The sequence below is a fragment of the Pseudoalteromonas porphyrae genome (assembly GCF_001298125.1).
GTDB classification, from domain to species: Bacteria; Pseudomonadota; Gammaproteobacteria; order Enterobacterales; family Alteromonadaceae; genus Pseudoalteromonas; species Pseudoalteromonas neustonica.
Genome location: NZ_LHPH01000009.1, coordinates 64,759 through 80,244 on the forward strand (window position 1 = coordinate 64,759; position 15,486 = coordinate 80,244).

General features: G+C 38.2%; 9 protein-coding genes. 7 read left to right on the forward strand and 2 right to left on the reverse strand.

Translation table 11 applies throughout. The annotated features are described in order from the left end of the window. The first annotated feature begins 86 nt into the window (after window positions 1-86). Window positions 87-2,336 (forward strand): aminotransferase class V-fold PLP-dependent enzyme, encoded by a 2,250-nt coding sequence (locus ADS77_RS09895; RefSeq protein ID WP_054205472.1) that lies wholly within the window; start codon window positions 87-89, stop codon window positions 2,334-2,336. A 59-nt stretch (window positions 2,337-2,395) separates the two neighbouring features. Here the strand turns inward: ADS77_RS09895 and ADS77_RS09900 are convergent, their stop codons facing one another. Next, window positions 2,396-3,424 carry a LacI family DNA-binding transcriptional regulator gene (locus ADS77_RS09900; protein WP_054205471.1) on the reverse strand — a complete coding sequence of 343 codons (1,029 nt, stop codon included), beginning with the start codon at window positions 3,422-3,424 and terminating at the stop codon, window positions 2,396-2,398. 348 nt (window positions 3,425-3,772) lie between these two features. On the opposite strand from ADS77_RS09900, the gene pgi reads away from it, so the two are divergent. The 5 genes from pgi (at window position 3,773) to ADS77_RS09925 (ending at window position 13,453) form a co-directional block, all read left to right on the forward strand. Further along, window positions 3,773-5,419 (forward strand): glucose-6-phosphate isomerase, encoded by a 1,647-nt coding sequence (gene pgi / locus ADS77_RS09905; RefSeq protein ID WP_054205470.1) that lies wholly within the window; start codon window positions 3,773-3,775, stop codon window positions 5,417-5,419. 258 nt (window positions 5,420-5,677) lie between these two features. Next, window positions 5,678-7,150: a glucose-6-phosphate dehydrogenase gene (zwf, locus tag ADS77_RS09910; RefSeq protein WP_054205529.1), complete on the forward strand. Its 1,473-nt coding sequence runs from the start codon at window positions 5,678-5,680 to the stop codon at window positions 7,148-7,150. 3 nt (window positions 7,151-7,153) lie between these two features. Next, window positions 7,154-7,864: a 6-phosphogluconolactonase gene (pgl, locus tag ADS77_RS09915; RefSeq protein ID WP_054205469.1), complete on the forward strand. Its 711-nt coding sequence runs from the start codon at window positions 7,154-7,156 to the stop codon at window positions 7,862-7,864. A gap of 1,222 nt (window positions 7,865-9,086) precedes the next feature. Beyond that, complete coding sequence (locus ADS77_RS09920; RefSeq protein WP_054454179.1) at window positions 9,087-11,765, forward strand: TonB-dependent receptor; 2,679 nt, start codon at window positions 9,087-9,089, stop codon at window positions 11,763-11,765. Between the two features lie 152 nt (window positions 11,766-11,917). After that, the gene (locus ADS77_RS09925) at window positions 11,918-13,453 is read left to right on the forward strand and encodes a tryptophan halogenase family protein (protein WP_054454181.1); all 1,536 of its coding nucleotides are present in this window, start codon (window positions 11,918-11,920) and stop codon (window positions 13,451-13,453) included. Between the two features lie 320 nt (window positions 13,454-13,773). Here ADS77_RS09925 and ADS77_RS09930 read toward each other — a convergent pair whose 3' ends face one another. Beyond that, window positions 13,774-14,490: a DUF6445 family protein gene (locus ADS77_RS09930; protein WP_054454183.1), complete on the reverse strand. Its 717-nt coding sequence runs from the start codon at window positions 14,488-14,490 to the stop codon at window positions 13,774-13,776. Between the two features lie 276 nt (window positions 14,491-14,766). Here ADS77_RS09930 and ADS77_RS09935 point away from each other — a divergent pair, with 276 nt between their 5' ends. Next, entirely contained in the window at window positions 14,767-15,471 is a 705-nt protein-coding gene (locus ADS77_RS09935) for a SapC family protein (protein WP_054454186.1), read from the forward strand. Window positions 15,472-15,486: the final 15 nt, after the last annotated feature.

Below are 15,486 nucleotides of genomic sequence, written 5' to 3' on the forward strand. Positions count from 1 at the left end.
ACTAACTAATTGATTCTTACGCGGCCCATTAATTTTAGGTAGAATGGGTTATAAGATATATCTTTTAGTAATATGGTGCGTTTTTAATGTCTGACTTATTATTACCTACTGACTCATCGTCACAAATTTACCTTGATGCAAACGCAACGACGCCGGTACTTCCGTGCATTGCAGAAGTCGTCTCACACACTATGCAAATTTGTTTTGGTAACCCCTCATCCTCACACATCACTGGTATTCAAGCTAAACACTTATTAGAGCAAACACGGCAAAAAGCGCGTGATGTTATAGGTGCTCAGCTAGGTGATATATTATTTACGTCAGGGGCTACGGAAGGTATTCAAACGGCCGTTGTATCTACCCTAATAGCGGCTAAACAGCATACTAAGAAAAACCCTGTTTTACTGTATGGGGCAACAGAACATAAAGCGGTACCAAATACCTTATTGCATTGGAATGCTGTTTTGGGTATTAACGCCACTTTGCTGGCAATCCCGGTATCGAGTGAGGGGATTTTAGATTTAGATTTTATTGCACAATACGCCAGTGATGCACTGATGATTTGTACTATGGCCGTTAACAATGAAACAGGCGTTTATCAAGATTTAAGCGCAATTGAAGCAGTGATACGTGCTCACAATACAGAAGTCGCTTGGATGGTCGATTGTGTCCAAGCTCTAGGTAAAACCGCCTTAGCACTGAGTGATACAACGATTGACTATGCACCTTTTTCAGGCCATAAACTATATGCTCCCAAAGGAATTGGCGTGTTATACATTCGCCAAGGCAGTGCATATACACCTTTTATTGCTGGTGGCGGACAAGAAAGTGGAATGCGCTCGGGTACAGAAAACTTACCTGGGATCGCCGGACTCAATAAACTTTTTTCGTTATTGCTCGACAAAGCAGACAATACATTTAAATCTATCGAGGTTTTAAATAGTTATCGTAAACAGCTGCATCAGGCATTGGTGGATACCTTTGGTAACTTAACCTTTAATCATGCTTTTGAATTGTCGGTGCCAACGACGTTAAACTTTTCCATTGACGAGCTCACGAGTAAAGAAATTATGGATTTATTTGATGCCGCAGGGATCCGTATTAGTGGTGGCTCCGCGTGCAGCTCTGGTGCAAATCGTAGTTTTGTGTTAGATGCTATGGGGGTAAGTGATTGGCGCAGTGAAAACGCAATTCGCTTATCATTTGGCCCAGCCACAACGGCGGCTGAAATTGATCTTGCGTGTGAGAGAATTCGATCATTAAAACCAATTCTTGAGGCCAACTGTTTAGTGGTTTCTGATTCAGCATTCCCGTTGCAAGAAGCATGTGCATTAGGGCTAACACAATTTAGACATCAAGGAGCGTGTTGCTGGCTTTACGTTAGCCAAGACAAGCAAGCGGTCATTATTGATCCTATTATTGAGCTTATTCCACGTCTTGAAAAAATAGTCCATACACAAAATTTAACGGTGGCAGCTATTTTAGATACCCATGCCCACCAAGAGCGCAGTGGTGCAATAACCTTACTCGCACAAGCGCTGAGATTCAGCCTTGAGGCTGAACATCAGCTAGGGTGGCCTGTGCATCAAACTGCCATAGAATTACCTGAGTGCACAATTGAACGAGTCGCGACACCAGGGCACAGTGTAGATAGTGTTAGTTATTTATTGCGATGTAATCAATCTAAGCAAGTACGTTTTTGTTTTTGCGGTGATTTACTGTTACCTGCGGGACTTGGTAATACCGCAATAGATGGTGGCGATGCCTTAGTAATGGCGTACTCTTTACGCCAATTATCACAACGTTTAGATAATGCGACGGTAATGTGTTCTGGTCATGATTATCAACAATGTTTTGCGATTAATTGGCAAGTTCAGCAACAGCAAACACCGCTATTGCATGCATTGTTAGTTAATGAATTAAGTGATGCTGAGTTTGCTAGTAAAAAAAGTCACAGCGATGAATCTAACTTATCGAAATTTGCAACCTTGTGTGGGTATGCTGATAGTTTGCAACATAGCACTGCGTATGAACTAAATGCGGCACAAGCAAAAGACATGTTAGCTACAAATGATGTTACCTTAATTGATACTCGTGAACCGTACGAACATGGTGCAAATAATATTCCTCAATTGTTTTCAATCAAGCCTGCGCGAGTGATGAATATACCGCTAAGCAGGATGGCAAACGCGTTAGTTGACGGGCAATTAAACCCACGAGGTAAATATATCTTACTGTGTCGCAGCGGTAATCGTTCAAAGCAAGCCGCCACTAACTTATCTCAGCTTGGTTTTACGGATGTTTATAATCTCAGCGGTGGGATGGCATTGCTATAAAATAGCAAAGTGTTAATAATTAAGACGCTTAAAAGCGTCTTAATTATAGTAGTGAAGGTTTATTGTTTTGGTCCAGAGCTTTCACGGATCACGATTGACGGTGTAAATGAGGTAATAATTTCTTTATCTTGATTACGTGCGCCACGCGTTTTAGTAAACAATAAACGCGCTGCGTGCTGCGAAATAACATCATTTGCTTGATGCGCAGTGGTGAGCTTTGGCCAAGTTTGACGTGAGAATGGCGAATCCTCAAATCCTGTGATAGATAGTTGCTCCGGGATTTGAATCCCCATTAGACGAGAAGCAAAGAGCGCGCCAGCGGCCACTTCATCATTGCCGCCTAAGATAGCAGTAATTGCTAATTCATTATTGTCTTTAAGTAATGCTTTAGCACCCTCGACCCCAGATTCAAAAGAATATTTTCCGTCATATAAAAAAGCAGCATTGAGCGGCGTATCAAAATCGACGAGTGCTGCTTTATAGCCTTCAAGGCGTTCACTGGTTGACTTATGTTCTTTATCACCACAGATAAAACCGATGTTTGTATGGCCATGCTTTAGAAGATGTGTCGTAATTTCATAAGCTGCTTTATAATCGTTTACATAGATACAGGTATCTTGATCATCATCCGTAGGGCGACCTGAAAGAACGCGCACATAATGAATTTTTAATTCATCTAATAAATTGGTAATTTTACTATGCTCAGAAAGCGGTGGTGTAAGTACGAGCCCTGCCAAACGAGAACGTTTGATCATCGTAATAAACTCTTCTTCCATTTGAGAATCTGTGTAGCTGCATGGATGGATAACTAATTCATACCCTTCTTCTTTACAACGTGAAAGTACACCATTTTGCATATCAATTACATAGTAAGCATTAGGGTTGTCATAAACTAACCCGACAGTAAACGACGAAGTACCCGCTAGGTTTCTTGCTGCTAGGTTAGGCTGATAATTAAGTTCTTTGACAGCATCCATGACTATATCGAAGGTTTTTTTACGAACAGAAGGTTCTTTATTAATTACTCGCGATACGGTTTTCATTGAAACCCCCGCGAGTTTTGCTACATCATTTATAGTTACTTTCATACAGTTGCTTATTAGGTTGTTGTTTTAATGTTGTCATGAACGCGAGAAGAAAGCAGATCGCGTATTTATACTCGTACGCGTCATCAATTCTTCATCAGAACCAGTTAGTGTATCTAAAGTTAGTAGAAAAGAGCAGTAAAATAATTGAGATAAATTATATGATACCGGTGTCAAAAGAGTAAAAGTACGTTATTATCTCGATTGTAAAATTTAAAAGTAGAATATTGACAGCGTTGTCATTTTAACTTATCGTTAACTTACTTTGTAGGTTAATACACTATCATTCTAGTCTTTCTATATAAAGATAGTTATAAATCAGATTGTTGCAAGTTTAAGGGGATGTTAAATATGAGTTGTCGTTCACAGTTAGCTAGTTGGCAAGCATTAAAGTTAAGTGCAAATAAGATGAAAGAAACACATCTTAAAGATTTATTTGCTAAAGACAGCACACGGTTCGAGCAATTTTCAACTCAGATCCCAGGTGTTTTGTTTGATTATTCAAAACAACAAATTGATAACAATGTTTTTGAACAGCTTATTACACTCGCAAAAGAGTGCGACATTACTCGCTGGCGCGAAAAAATGTTCAGCGGTGAAAAAATCAATATTACCGAAGGTCGTGCAGTCCTTCATACTGCACTGCGCAATCGTGCAGAATCATCATTAATTATAGATGATGAAAATGTCAGTTCAGTTGTCAATGCTGAATTACATAAAATTAAGTTGTTCGTTGAAAAAGTTCGCAACGGACAGTGGTTGGGTTATACAGGCAAAACAGTTAAAGATGTAGTGAGTATTGGCGTAGGTGGTTCAAACCTTGGGCCTCAAATGGCTACTGAAGCCTTAAAAAGCTATGCTGATGACACCTTAAAAGTACATTACATTTCAAATGTTGATGGTGTACAAATTGCTTCAGTGCTTAAAAACATCGATCCAGAAACCACATTGTTTGTAATATCATCTAAAACATTTACAACATCAGAAACGATGACCAACGCCAAAACGGCCGTTGAATGGTTTTTAGATTCAGCCAATGATAAACAAGCAATAGCCAAGCATTTTGTCGCAGTGAGCACAAATTTAGAGAAAACCGCTGCATTTGGTATTGCCAATGAAAACGTATTCACTATGTGGGATTGGGTAGGCGGTCGCTTTTCATTATGGAGTGCGATAGGATTACCCATTGCGTTATATTTAGGCTTTGATGCATTTGAAGCAATACTAGAAGGTGCGTTTGAAATTGATGAACACTTTCAGAGCGCAGCATTCGAAGAAAATATCCCCTTACTCATGGCGTTACTGAGCGTATGGAATACCAGCTTTTTAGGCTATGAGTCGCAGGCTATATTACCTTATGATCAGGCGTTACATATGTTGCCTGCATATTTGCAGCAAGGTGAAATGGAAAGTAATGGTAAACATGTAAATTTTGAAGGTAACAAAGTTGCATACACGACTGTGCCAATTATATGGGGTATGACAGGGATAAATGGCCAACATGCTTTTTATCAATGTTTGCATCAAGGTAACGTCGTTGTCCCAGCTGATTTTATTGCATCTGTAGAGCCTCAAGTAAGTGTTGGCGAGCACCATGATATATTATTATCTAACTTCTTCGCTCAAACAGAAGCGTTGATGATGGGTGTTGATGCACAACAAGTGCATTCAGATTTAACCGCAAAAGGTAAATCAGAAGCCGAAATAGCACAGTTATTAAACCACAAGATACATCAAGGTAATCGTCCATCGACATCGATGTTATTAGATAAAGTAGATGCTAAAGCGGTTGGCCGATTGATAGCCTTATACGAGCATAAGATTTTTTGCCAAGGCATCATATTAAATGTTTGTTCTTTTGATCAATGGGGTGTTGAACTCGGTAAAGGCCTAGCCTCAAAAATTGAAGCCGAGTTACTTGATGATCATATTAATCATCCACATGATAGTTCGACAAATGGCTTAATGGCGTATTACAAGCAACATCGAACGCAGTAGAAAATTCGCACAGTTCACAACTGTGCAACCAAATACCTTTGAACGGGTAGCGCTGGAGTTCTTAGGGCCTGTATATTTGTGAGAGGATATACAGAGCCCCTAAGACTCATTTTATAACAGCTATAATAACAAGCGAATTCAACAGGCTTTTTCTCGAATATGATGCTAAAAGCTGACATCACCTAAACAACAGAATATATGCCTGAACTGTTAAATGAGCAGTCGACAACAGGGCATAGCAAACGTAGAGAGTCAATTATGCTAAATCCTTTTGATATTGTAATTTTTGGGGGCGGCGGTGATCTTGCATTGCGCAAATTACTACCTGCAATGTATCGCGCATATCAAGAAGGCAACTTACCACAAGGTTCGCGTATTTTACCGACCGTTCGTGAAGAAAGTAAACGTGCAGAATATATAGAGACAGCGCACGAAGCGCTAAAAGAATTTTTGAGCAAAGGCGAGTTTAATGCTAAAGACTGGAAAGCATTTTCAGCGTGCTTAGTACCAGTTGTAACAAACGTTACAGAAGCGGATGATGACTGGGATAAGTTAAAAGCGATACTAGATGAGCACGATGTAAGTAAATCACGTGTATTTTATCTATCACTTCCACCTGCTGTGTATGGTAGCTGCTGTGAAATACTATCAAGTAAAGGTCTGATCACTGAGACGTCTCGTGTAGTTGTTGAAAAGCCAATCGGATATTGCGGTAATTCAGCAGAAGAGATCAACGCAAAAATTGCTGAATTTTTTAAAGAAGATCAAATTTTCCGCATCGATCATTATCTCGGTAAAGAAACAGTACAAAACTTAATGGCACTGCGTTTTTCAAATTCATTATTTGAAAATATGTGGGATGCTAAATCAATTGATAATATCCAAATTAGCTTATCAGAGACCGTTGGTCTTGAAAGCCGTGCAGGGTTTTATGATAAAGCTGGCGCTTTGCGTGATATGGTGCAAAATCACTTATTACAATTACTATGCTTGGTGGCTATGGAGTCACCAAATAAACTTAATGCGAATAGTATCCGTACTGAAAAGCTAAAAGTATTAGAGTCATTACGACCACTGATGTCTACGGATGTAGATGACAATATTGTTCGTGGCCAATATGTCCCAGGTGACTTGGATGGAAAAATTGTCCCAGGTTATTTAGAAGAGCTAAATGAAGGTTCAAGTAAAACAGAAACTTTCGTTGCCATTCGTGCGCATATTGATAATTGGCGTTGGGCTGGTGTGCCATTTTACCTGCGTACAGGTAAACGTATGGCAAAGCGTTGTGCCGAGATTGTGGTTGAATATAAAAAAGTATCACACAATGTATACGGTGATAATGTTGGCAAAATTGAACCTAATCGATTGGTTATTCGCTTGCAGCCAGAAGAGACTATTCAGCTAACTTTGATGTCGAAACGTCTTGATAACTTAGAGATGCAATTAGAGCCGGTAACGATGAACATTGAGCTTTCACAAGCTTATAGTAATGGCTTTCATTCTGATGCGTACAAACGTTTAATGCTTGATGCTGCAGCCAATAACCCATCGCTATTCATTCACCGTGATGAAGTTCGTCAAGCCTGGAAGTGGATTGATCCTATTGTTGAGCGTTGGCAAGAAAAAGGGAATCCATCATTATACCGTGCAGGTAGTTGGGGGCCTGATGATGCTGATGAATTATTAGCTGAAAAAAATCATGTTTGGTTTAACACTGGCGATAAGGCGTAAGTAATGGCGACTATTGTAGAGAAATTTTTTGATTCAAAAGATGCATTAACAGCAGAGCTCTCAGCAACGCTTGAACAAAGTTTGATCAGCGGAATTGAGGCTGATGGACGTGCTGTGCTTATGGTATCAGGGGGCTCATCACCTGCTCCTGCTTATAAGCACTTATCAAACCTAGAACTAGATTGGAAAAATATTGATGTTGCTATGGTTGATGAGCGTTGGGTTGATACAGAACATGACAAAAGCAATGAAGTGTTTATAAAAAGCACTTTATTACAAAACCATGGGGCAGCAGCTAACTTCGTGACTATGAAAAATAGCGCAGTAACTGCTGAGCAGGGCATCGCAAAATGTGAAGCGGCATACCAACAACTGAAACGCCCATTTGATGTAACTATTTTAGGAATGGGGCCGGATGGCCACACCGCGTCATTGTTTCCACATGCAGATGGTTTGCAAAATGGCCTGGAAACTCCACAATTAGTGTGTGCAATTAATGCCATAAAAAGTGATGTGACAGGTGATATTACACAGCGCATGACTTTAACGTTATCAGCAATTGCACAATCGAAAGTTGTTAAACTTTTGATTAGTGGTGAAGAGAAACTAGCAGTGTATAAAGCCGCGAAAGCAGGTGGTGATGTTAATGATATGCCACTTCGCGCTATTTTAAATCACCCAACAATTAATATTGAAGTTTATTGGGCCCCTTAACTTGCTGTATTACCCAAGCCACCGCAAGGTGCGAGTTCCAGTTGGAATTAAAAGCGATTTAGGCAAGGCATTGATTGCAAGTAATAGTGGCGCTATTGTTAAAATCAATCCCTTATAAAAGTAACGCAGTATAAATCGCTTTTAAACCAACCCGTTGGGCGTTTCACAGGTACTTACTCTCATCGTTGTTACTTCTTAAAAGGGATTGCCATTGTTGCTAAGTAACGCCCTGATATTAAGCCCCTGTGAAACGTTGAATTCTGCATCTTGAGGTGGCTTGGGTATATTAGCCTGAGCTAGATTAATTATTAAAAAGCAGACCCGCAGGTCTGCTTTTCTATTTTAGCGTTACAGTTCTTTTCTTTGTAGAAAACCCAAAGTGTTTCTGAATTATTTAAATTAACTACAATGGATAACCGTTCTCGTAGGTGTTTTTATTTAATTATTCGATACTACTCTAAAGTTTTAACAACAGTCGATCAACCGTCCAATAAGTAAACATCAAGTAGCCATACCCACTGAGCTGTAATTAACAGCTTTAATGCTGAGGTTTTATTTAGATTCAACCAGTTAAGTGTCCTTAAATTGGATAAAGTATCGTTATGTTAACGCCTATAAGCCTCTTGAGTATAACGAAAAGACAATTGCAGAAAAGGACCAACAAAAGGTTGTATTTTTTGTGGAAATAAAGGTAGACATAAGTCGAATAGGAACCTATAATTTAAAAATGACAACGCTGTCATTGGTAATGATAATTATTTGCACCCCTTGAGTTATTTTATTTGCCCTAATCTAACTATTTATCATATAACCATGAAGCAGTGGACTTTTTGAATGAAAGACACAGTTACACCCTTCCAACTAGTTAGTTGATGTTTCATTTTATGTGTGAAAGCACATCAAAATGGAACGTTTTTTTTACACTTTAGTCAGTTTTTCCTTGTTTATTACCTTAAATCACTCCATATATTTTCTCTTTTTGAACTTAATCATGGTATATTTGTCACGTTAAAATGTAACAAATCATAAATACTCTATTTTAAATTTATTTATTTTCAATTGGTTATGTTTTTTAGGTTGCTTTTTTTTCAAAAACTCACCAAAAAGATGTAGCACAATTGTAATTTAGAGTGTATGGTTTGTTACTAGATGACAACGCTGTCATCATCACTGGGCAGAAGTGATAAATAAAAAACCAACAAAATGATTCAAGGGGAATCCTGTGTTAGCTAAAAATTTTAAAAAAAGCTTATTAGCAGTAAATATCGGTCTTGTAATGAGTGCCGGATTCACTGGTGCTGCATTCGCAGATGAAGCGCAAGTTAAAGAAGGTGTTGAAGTAATCGAAGTGCGTGGTATTCGTGGTTCATTGAAAGCTTCAATTAATGGTAAGCGCTTCTCTGATGCGGTTGTTGATGTGGTATCAGCTGAAGACGTTGGTAAATTTCCAGATGGTGACGTGGGTGAGTCATTAGCTCGTATACCTGGTGTTACTGTTTCTCGCCAATTTGGTCAAGGCCAACAAGTATCTATTCGTGGTGCATCTTCTCAATTAACTCGCACACTACTAAATGGCCATACAGTTGCATCAACTGGTTGGTATGACCAACAAGCGATTGACCGTAGTTTCAACTACGCAATGTTGCCTTCAGAAATGGTAGGTGGTTTAGAAGTTTATAAATCATCACAAGCAAATCTTGTAGAAGGCGGTATTGGCGGTACAGTTATTGTTAAGTCACGTAAGCCATTAGATTTAGATTCTAACTCTGTCTTCGCAAGTGTTAAAGGTGCTTACGGTACAACCGCTGAAGAGCTTAATCCTGAAGTTTCTGGTTTATACAGCTGGAAAAATGATAGTGAATCATTTGGTGTGTTAGTTTCTGGTGCTTATTCAGCTACTGAATACCAACGTAATGGTGTAGAAACATCAAGAAACTGGAGTGGTGGTATGGCTCCAACAACATTCCAGCAAGATCGTGATCGTAAAGCATTGAATGTTGCTCTACAGTATCGTCCTACTGATCAATTAGAGTTTGGTTTAAATTTAATGTCTTTAGACTTAAATGCAAACAACGCTAATGGTCAGATTATCATGTTTCCAGGTGATGACTCGTGCGTTAAGGTCGATCCTACAAATGACAACTGTATTGTAAGAGAAGCAAACAACACAGGAGTTAGTTACGCCAATGGTAATGCTGGTACTAAGTATGCATACGCTTATCCAGATTTTGGTGCTGGTTATTTTCAAACTTGGGCTCGTGAAGCCTCAATGGATTCAAAAACAGTTGACCTAGACTGGAAATATGAAGCTGATAGTTTTACTTTTTCAGGTCGTGTAGGTAATACAAAATCTGAAGGTGGCGCCAGAACCGCACTAGTTGGTGAATATACAAATAATTTCGATGGACAAGTTGGTACTTGGGATATGACTGGAGACCAAGCGAAATTTGATGTTGTAAATAAAAATTACGATTCGAGTATCCTGCCTTCAATGATTGGTATTCAGACTTGGGCTTTAGGCGACTCACCAAATTCAGATGAAGAAACGTATGTAAATTTAGATTTTGATATTCCAGTTGACTTTGGTGTGATTACTGCCATCAAAACAGGTTTACGTTATGCTGATCACTCAGTTAAAAAGCAAGGTTTTAAAGGGCAGCTAGCCGATAATTATAATCATGAAAGCACTTTTAGAGCAGCAAGTGAATATTTCCCTGGAGTTGTTTCATCAGGTGCAGGCTTTACTATTCCAGAAGCGAATGGAGAACTAATTCTTTCTGACTCGCTTGCAGCAACAGATCACTATACAGAGAAAAAAGATGCGTATGGAACTGTTGAAGAAGAAAACTTTGCATTATACGCAATGGCTGATTTCAGTTCTGATGGTATTAGAGGTAACTTAGGTTTACGTTATATATCAACAGACGCATCTTCAGACTATTATGCTTTTAATTCAAAGGGTGAGTATGGGACAACGCTTTCAACTGATACTGCAAGCTATAACGAACTATTACCAAGCGTGAATGTAGTACTAGATTTGTCAGAAGATGTAATCTTACGTACTTCAGCAGCACAAGTAATTTCTCGTCCTAATTACTCTGATATGTTTGCGACAACTTCACTGTCTAACTTTGATAGCACACAACCAAATACCCAAGTCGCGAGTACTGGTAATGTTGCACTTAAGCCATTTAAAGCTTTCCAAGCTGATATTTCAGTAGAATGGTACTTCAGTGAAGACGGTATGGTTAGTATTGGTTATTTCATGAAAGATGTTAGCTCATTTATTTCAACACGTGATGCTAACAATCAACAAATTGGTCTTGAAATACCAATTTATAAAAGTACGCCTGAATCAAGCCCATGTGGTACAGAACAAGCAGATTGTTGGTCGGTAAGTCAATCAACAAATGTTAGTGGTGGTTCTATCGAAGGTATTGAGCTACAAATTCAAGATGCCTTTGATAATGGCTTTGGTTATAGTGTAAATTATACTTATGCTGATGCAACTTCGCCAGGCGAGAACTATCCTGATGGGAATAACGTTTTTTCTGATTCATCAGAGCATACAGTTAACACTGTTGGTTTCTATGAAAATGATTTCTTCTCGGCACGTCTTGCATATAACTGGCGTTCAGAATACATCATGCGTGAAGCCCCAGGTTGGTACTTAAACCGTACTCATAAAGATTTTGGGACATTAGACTTCAGTGCTACTTGGTCTGCAACAGACTACCTTGATGTTACATTTGAAGCTGCAAATATCTTAAAAGAGGATAGCTTGCAAACAGGTGTTTATCAATATGGCTCAGCGCCTTCTGACGATTTAGAAGGTGGTTTCCCTGCATGGAGCTTTGAAGGTGAAGCAACATATAAAATGGGTGTTGCCGTTCGTTTTTAATATGATTTAGATAAACCTTTTAATAAAAGCCCAGCAATTGCTGGGCTTTTTGATTCAAAGATTGTCTATTATACCAGCTGCACTAAATTAGTTGGAATGGTCACGTTTTTAATAAAATTTGTATTAGTAAAAAACAGTATTGTTGAGGGCTTATGGATATTAAAAAGGTTGCTATTATTGGTGGTGGTACCGCAGGGTGGTTGGCTGCAAACCATTTAGGTAAAGCACTATGTAATAAAGATGATATCTCGATAACATTAATTGAGTCACCTGATGTGCCTCCTATCGGTGTTGGAGAAGGCACAGTCCCAGATATAAAAAAGACGCTGCTTAGTTTTGGTATTAGTGAAACTGATTTTATCCGCGAGTGCGATGCTACATTTAAGCAATCAATTAAATTTGTTAATTGGATGGATAAAAAAGAACATGGAGAAAATAATTTTTTCCATCATTTATTTGATGTTCCCTTACGAAATGAAGCTAATCTTTTAACATCACATTGGTTGTCTGAGAAAAAAGACGTATGTTGCTATGCAGAGATGTTATCGTCACAACATAAGATATGTGAGGAAGGTTTAGCTCCAAAATCAATCACTACACCTGAATATCAAGGTGATTTAGCTTATGCATACCACCTCAATGCTGCGAAGTTTGCAAAACTATTAGCAAGCAACGCTAAAAGTAAGTATTTTGTAAAACACTTACTTGCTAATATTACGGGTGTAAATTTATCAGAAGATGGGAGTATTTTTTCACTGACTACAGATAGTCAAGGTGAACTTGAATTTGATTTCTATATTGATTGCTCAGGATTTGATTCAATATTGATCAATAAGGCACTAAAGGTACCTTTTAAAGATGTTTCTAAAACTCTACTAGTCAACCGAGCGTTAGTAGTCCAAGTGCCTACAGCAGCAGATGCAGAGATCCCTCCTTACACAGTTGCAACCGCCCACCAAGCTGGTTGGATATGGGATATTGCTTTATCTAGTAGACGCGGTGTCGGTTTGGTTTACTCAAGTAGTCATATGAGTGATGAGGAGGCAGAAGAAAAACTTGATAACTACTTAGGTGAAAGTAAACAAAATCTAACATATCGTACTATCCCAATGAAGATCGGTTACCGAGAAAAGTTTTGGCATAAAAACTGTGTTGCATTAGGTTTAGCACAAGGCTTTTTAGAGCCACTTGAGGCAACGTCGATTTTGTTGACTGATTTTTCGGCTGAAATACTAGCACAGCGTTTCCCTAGTTCAACAGCGCAGCTTGCGCAATTAGAGAAGCGTTTTAATCACTCTATGGTATATGCGTGGGATCGAGTGGTTGATTTCATTAAACTTCATTATTGTATATCTGATCGTACAGATTCAGAATTTTGGGTAGATAATAAAAAAAGCGCAACTATACCGATGTCATTACAGGAGAAACTGGCACTATGGGAAAGCTACATTCCAATAAGTGATGACTTTTTTAGCCATTTTGAAGTGTTTTTTTTGGAGAATTTTTTATTTGTACTTTATGGTATGGGTTTTAAAACCAAACTAAAAAATGATAGGCTCCCAGTATGTAAAACGTCTTTAGCTATGATAAATCAAAGAAAAGAGATTACAAATCATCTGCAAAAGATGCTGCCCCGCCATAGAGATCTTTTAGATAAAATCAAACAGTTTGGTTTGCAATCATTATAATAATTTAGAGAGGTGTTTTGATAAACTCAGTATTTTATGCTGGGTTTATTTTTTGCAGTTAAAAAACTACTGTGCTTTTTATCACCTTTTTATCACCTTTTTTAGCTTTTATAGATCCTAGTTATCGCATCATTTTTAAGAGCAAGTAGCTATTAAATTAGCCCTAAGGTCTCACTTCTGGTTATCTAATGTCCTTTAAAATGATGTCTACAGATCGTTCACATTAAGCTAGGTAGTAGCTGAGTTATTACCTAGATTACTCAAAACTCGATCCCGTTCTGACATTAAATTACCTGTTTTATTTAGATAGATAATGACTTTTAATTACTCTTAATACTAGCAAAAGATGCTATTGATAATCGGCCTTGCTTGGGGTTGTTACTGTAACTTTTTGTACATGTAATATTTGCACTATGCAGCAAGTTTCCTTGATAAATTATAAGACGATTGAATTTAGCTTTGATAGTTAAAACTTGTTCAAATAAGCTCGTTGTAGAATTAATATAACCATGATGTTCTTCTTGGCTATTTTCAACTTTTGGCATCATATGCTCTAGTAGATACCTATGCTCTTCTGAGAATTGAATTAAGTTTTCGGGAGTATATTTATATATGCTTGTCCCACCGAGTTCCGCTGGTGATAAATAATGGACGAAAGCATAATCATCTCCATCGCATGAGTCTATATGGGGTATTTTCTGCTCTAAAAGTAAACTTGAAGGCTCACAAGTAATTAATGATAGTAAGCACTTATGTACAGTCGCTGAGTAATCATTACCTAGCTCTAGTACGGGCAACATTGTATTTTGAAAAAAGGTTTGCAATAAGTCGAGATATGGCTGAGGCATGTTATCACGCTTACCAGGGTAGTATGAGTTATCAGAAAACATAGGATTAAAGTAAGCGATATTATATGCAAAATTTATTACACTCGCAGCATCTAATAAGAAATCATCAATAATATACACGCAAAGCGTAGTGCCAGGGATTAATTTCTTCTCTATACTCATTTTTGGGTTTAGCTTTAAGTCTCTCATTTACCGAATTCTACTTTATTGTGAATACGTATATTGCTACGATTACAGTTAGTTAATAATTAATATACTGATCTTGGACAGCGCTGTCAAAATCTAGTGTAGTAACTTTAATAGCTGTTACAAACAACCTAGCCGAATGAATAATAGGCGGTGTTCTTAAATCAATTTAATTATGTGCAAATTGCCACAAAATTTTCACTTCCTTTTTGCCGTCAAAACCTTTAGCCTTAGGTACTAACAGCAAAAAAATTAATTTATATATAACGGAGCAGTAACATGGCGGAGCAACAAGTACAGCCTTTACACAATGAAAAACATGCCAACACTAAAATTCAAAACGGCATTAACGTAGAATTTTTAAAAACTCAACACTTAGTGCCTGTAGTTGCACATGAGTTTGCGCGTGTTGCGAATGAATTCCCAATGTCTTTCGTTAAAAATAACGAAACAGGTCAATTTCAGGCCGTAGCTATGTTTGGTTTAGAGCCAGGCGAAAATCTTTTTGTGCAAGATGGTAAGTGGACTGCAGCGTTTGCACCTATGGCAACAACACGCTACCCACTGGGTCTAGTAAAACACCCAGAAGAAGATCAATACGGTATCGTTATTGATGAAGCTAGTCCTTTAGTGGGTGATGCTGAAGGTAATGCATTATTTGAAAACGGCGAAGAAACTGATTACTTAAAACGTCGTAAAGAAGCGCTAGTATCATTTATTGAATTTTCTCACGTAACTGAAGCATTCACTAAATACCTTGCGGATAAAGAGCTTTTAGTAGCACAAACACTAACAGTTGATATTAAAGGCGAGAAAAAAGACATCAACGGTATTTACCTGATTGATGAGAAAAAACTGAATGAGTTAAGTGATGAAGCTTTCTTAGAGCTTCGTAAACGTGGTTATTTAGCACCAATTTACTCATTTTTAACGTCTACTCACCAAGTAGCACGTTTAGCTCGTTTGAAAGCGCAACAAGCGTAATTTCACCGAAACTGA

Coding starts and splice junctions, on each gene's coding strand:
- ADS77_RS09895 (WP_054205472.1), top strand. CDS start 87: ATGTCTGACTTATTATTACCTACTGACTCATCGTCACAAATTTACCTT.
- ADS77_RS09900 (WP_054205471.1), bottom strand. CDS start 3,424: ATGAAAGTAACTATAAATGATGTAGCAAAACTCGCGGGGGTTTCAATG.
- pgi (WP_054205470.1), top strand. CDS start 3,773: ATGAGTTGTCGTTCACAGTTAGCTAGTTGGCAAGCATTAAAGTTAAGT.
- zwf (WP_054205529.1), top strand. CDS start 5,678: ATGCTAAATCCTTTTGATATTGTAATTTTTGGGGGCGGCGGTGATCTT.
- pgl (WP_054205469.1), top strand. CDS start 7,154: ATGGCGACTATTGTAGAGAAATTTTTTGATTCAAAAGATGCATTAACA.
- ADS77_RS09925 (WP_054454181.1), top strand. CDS start 11,918: ATGGATATTAAAAAGGTTGCTATTATTGGTGGTGGTACCGCAGGGTGG.
- ADS77_RS09930 (WP_054454183.1), bottom strand. CDS start 14,490: ATGAGAGACTTAAAGCTAAACCCAAAAATGAGTATAGAGAAGAAATTA.
- ADS77_RS09935 (WP_054454186.1), top strand. CDS start 14,767: ATGGCGGAGCAACAAGTACAGCCTTTACACAATGAAAAACATGCCAAC.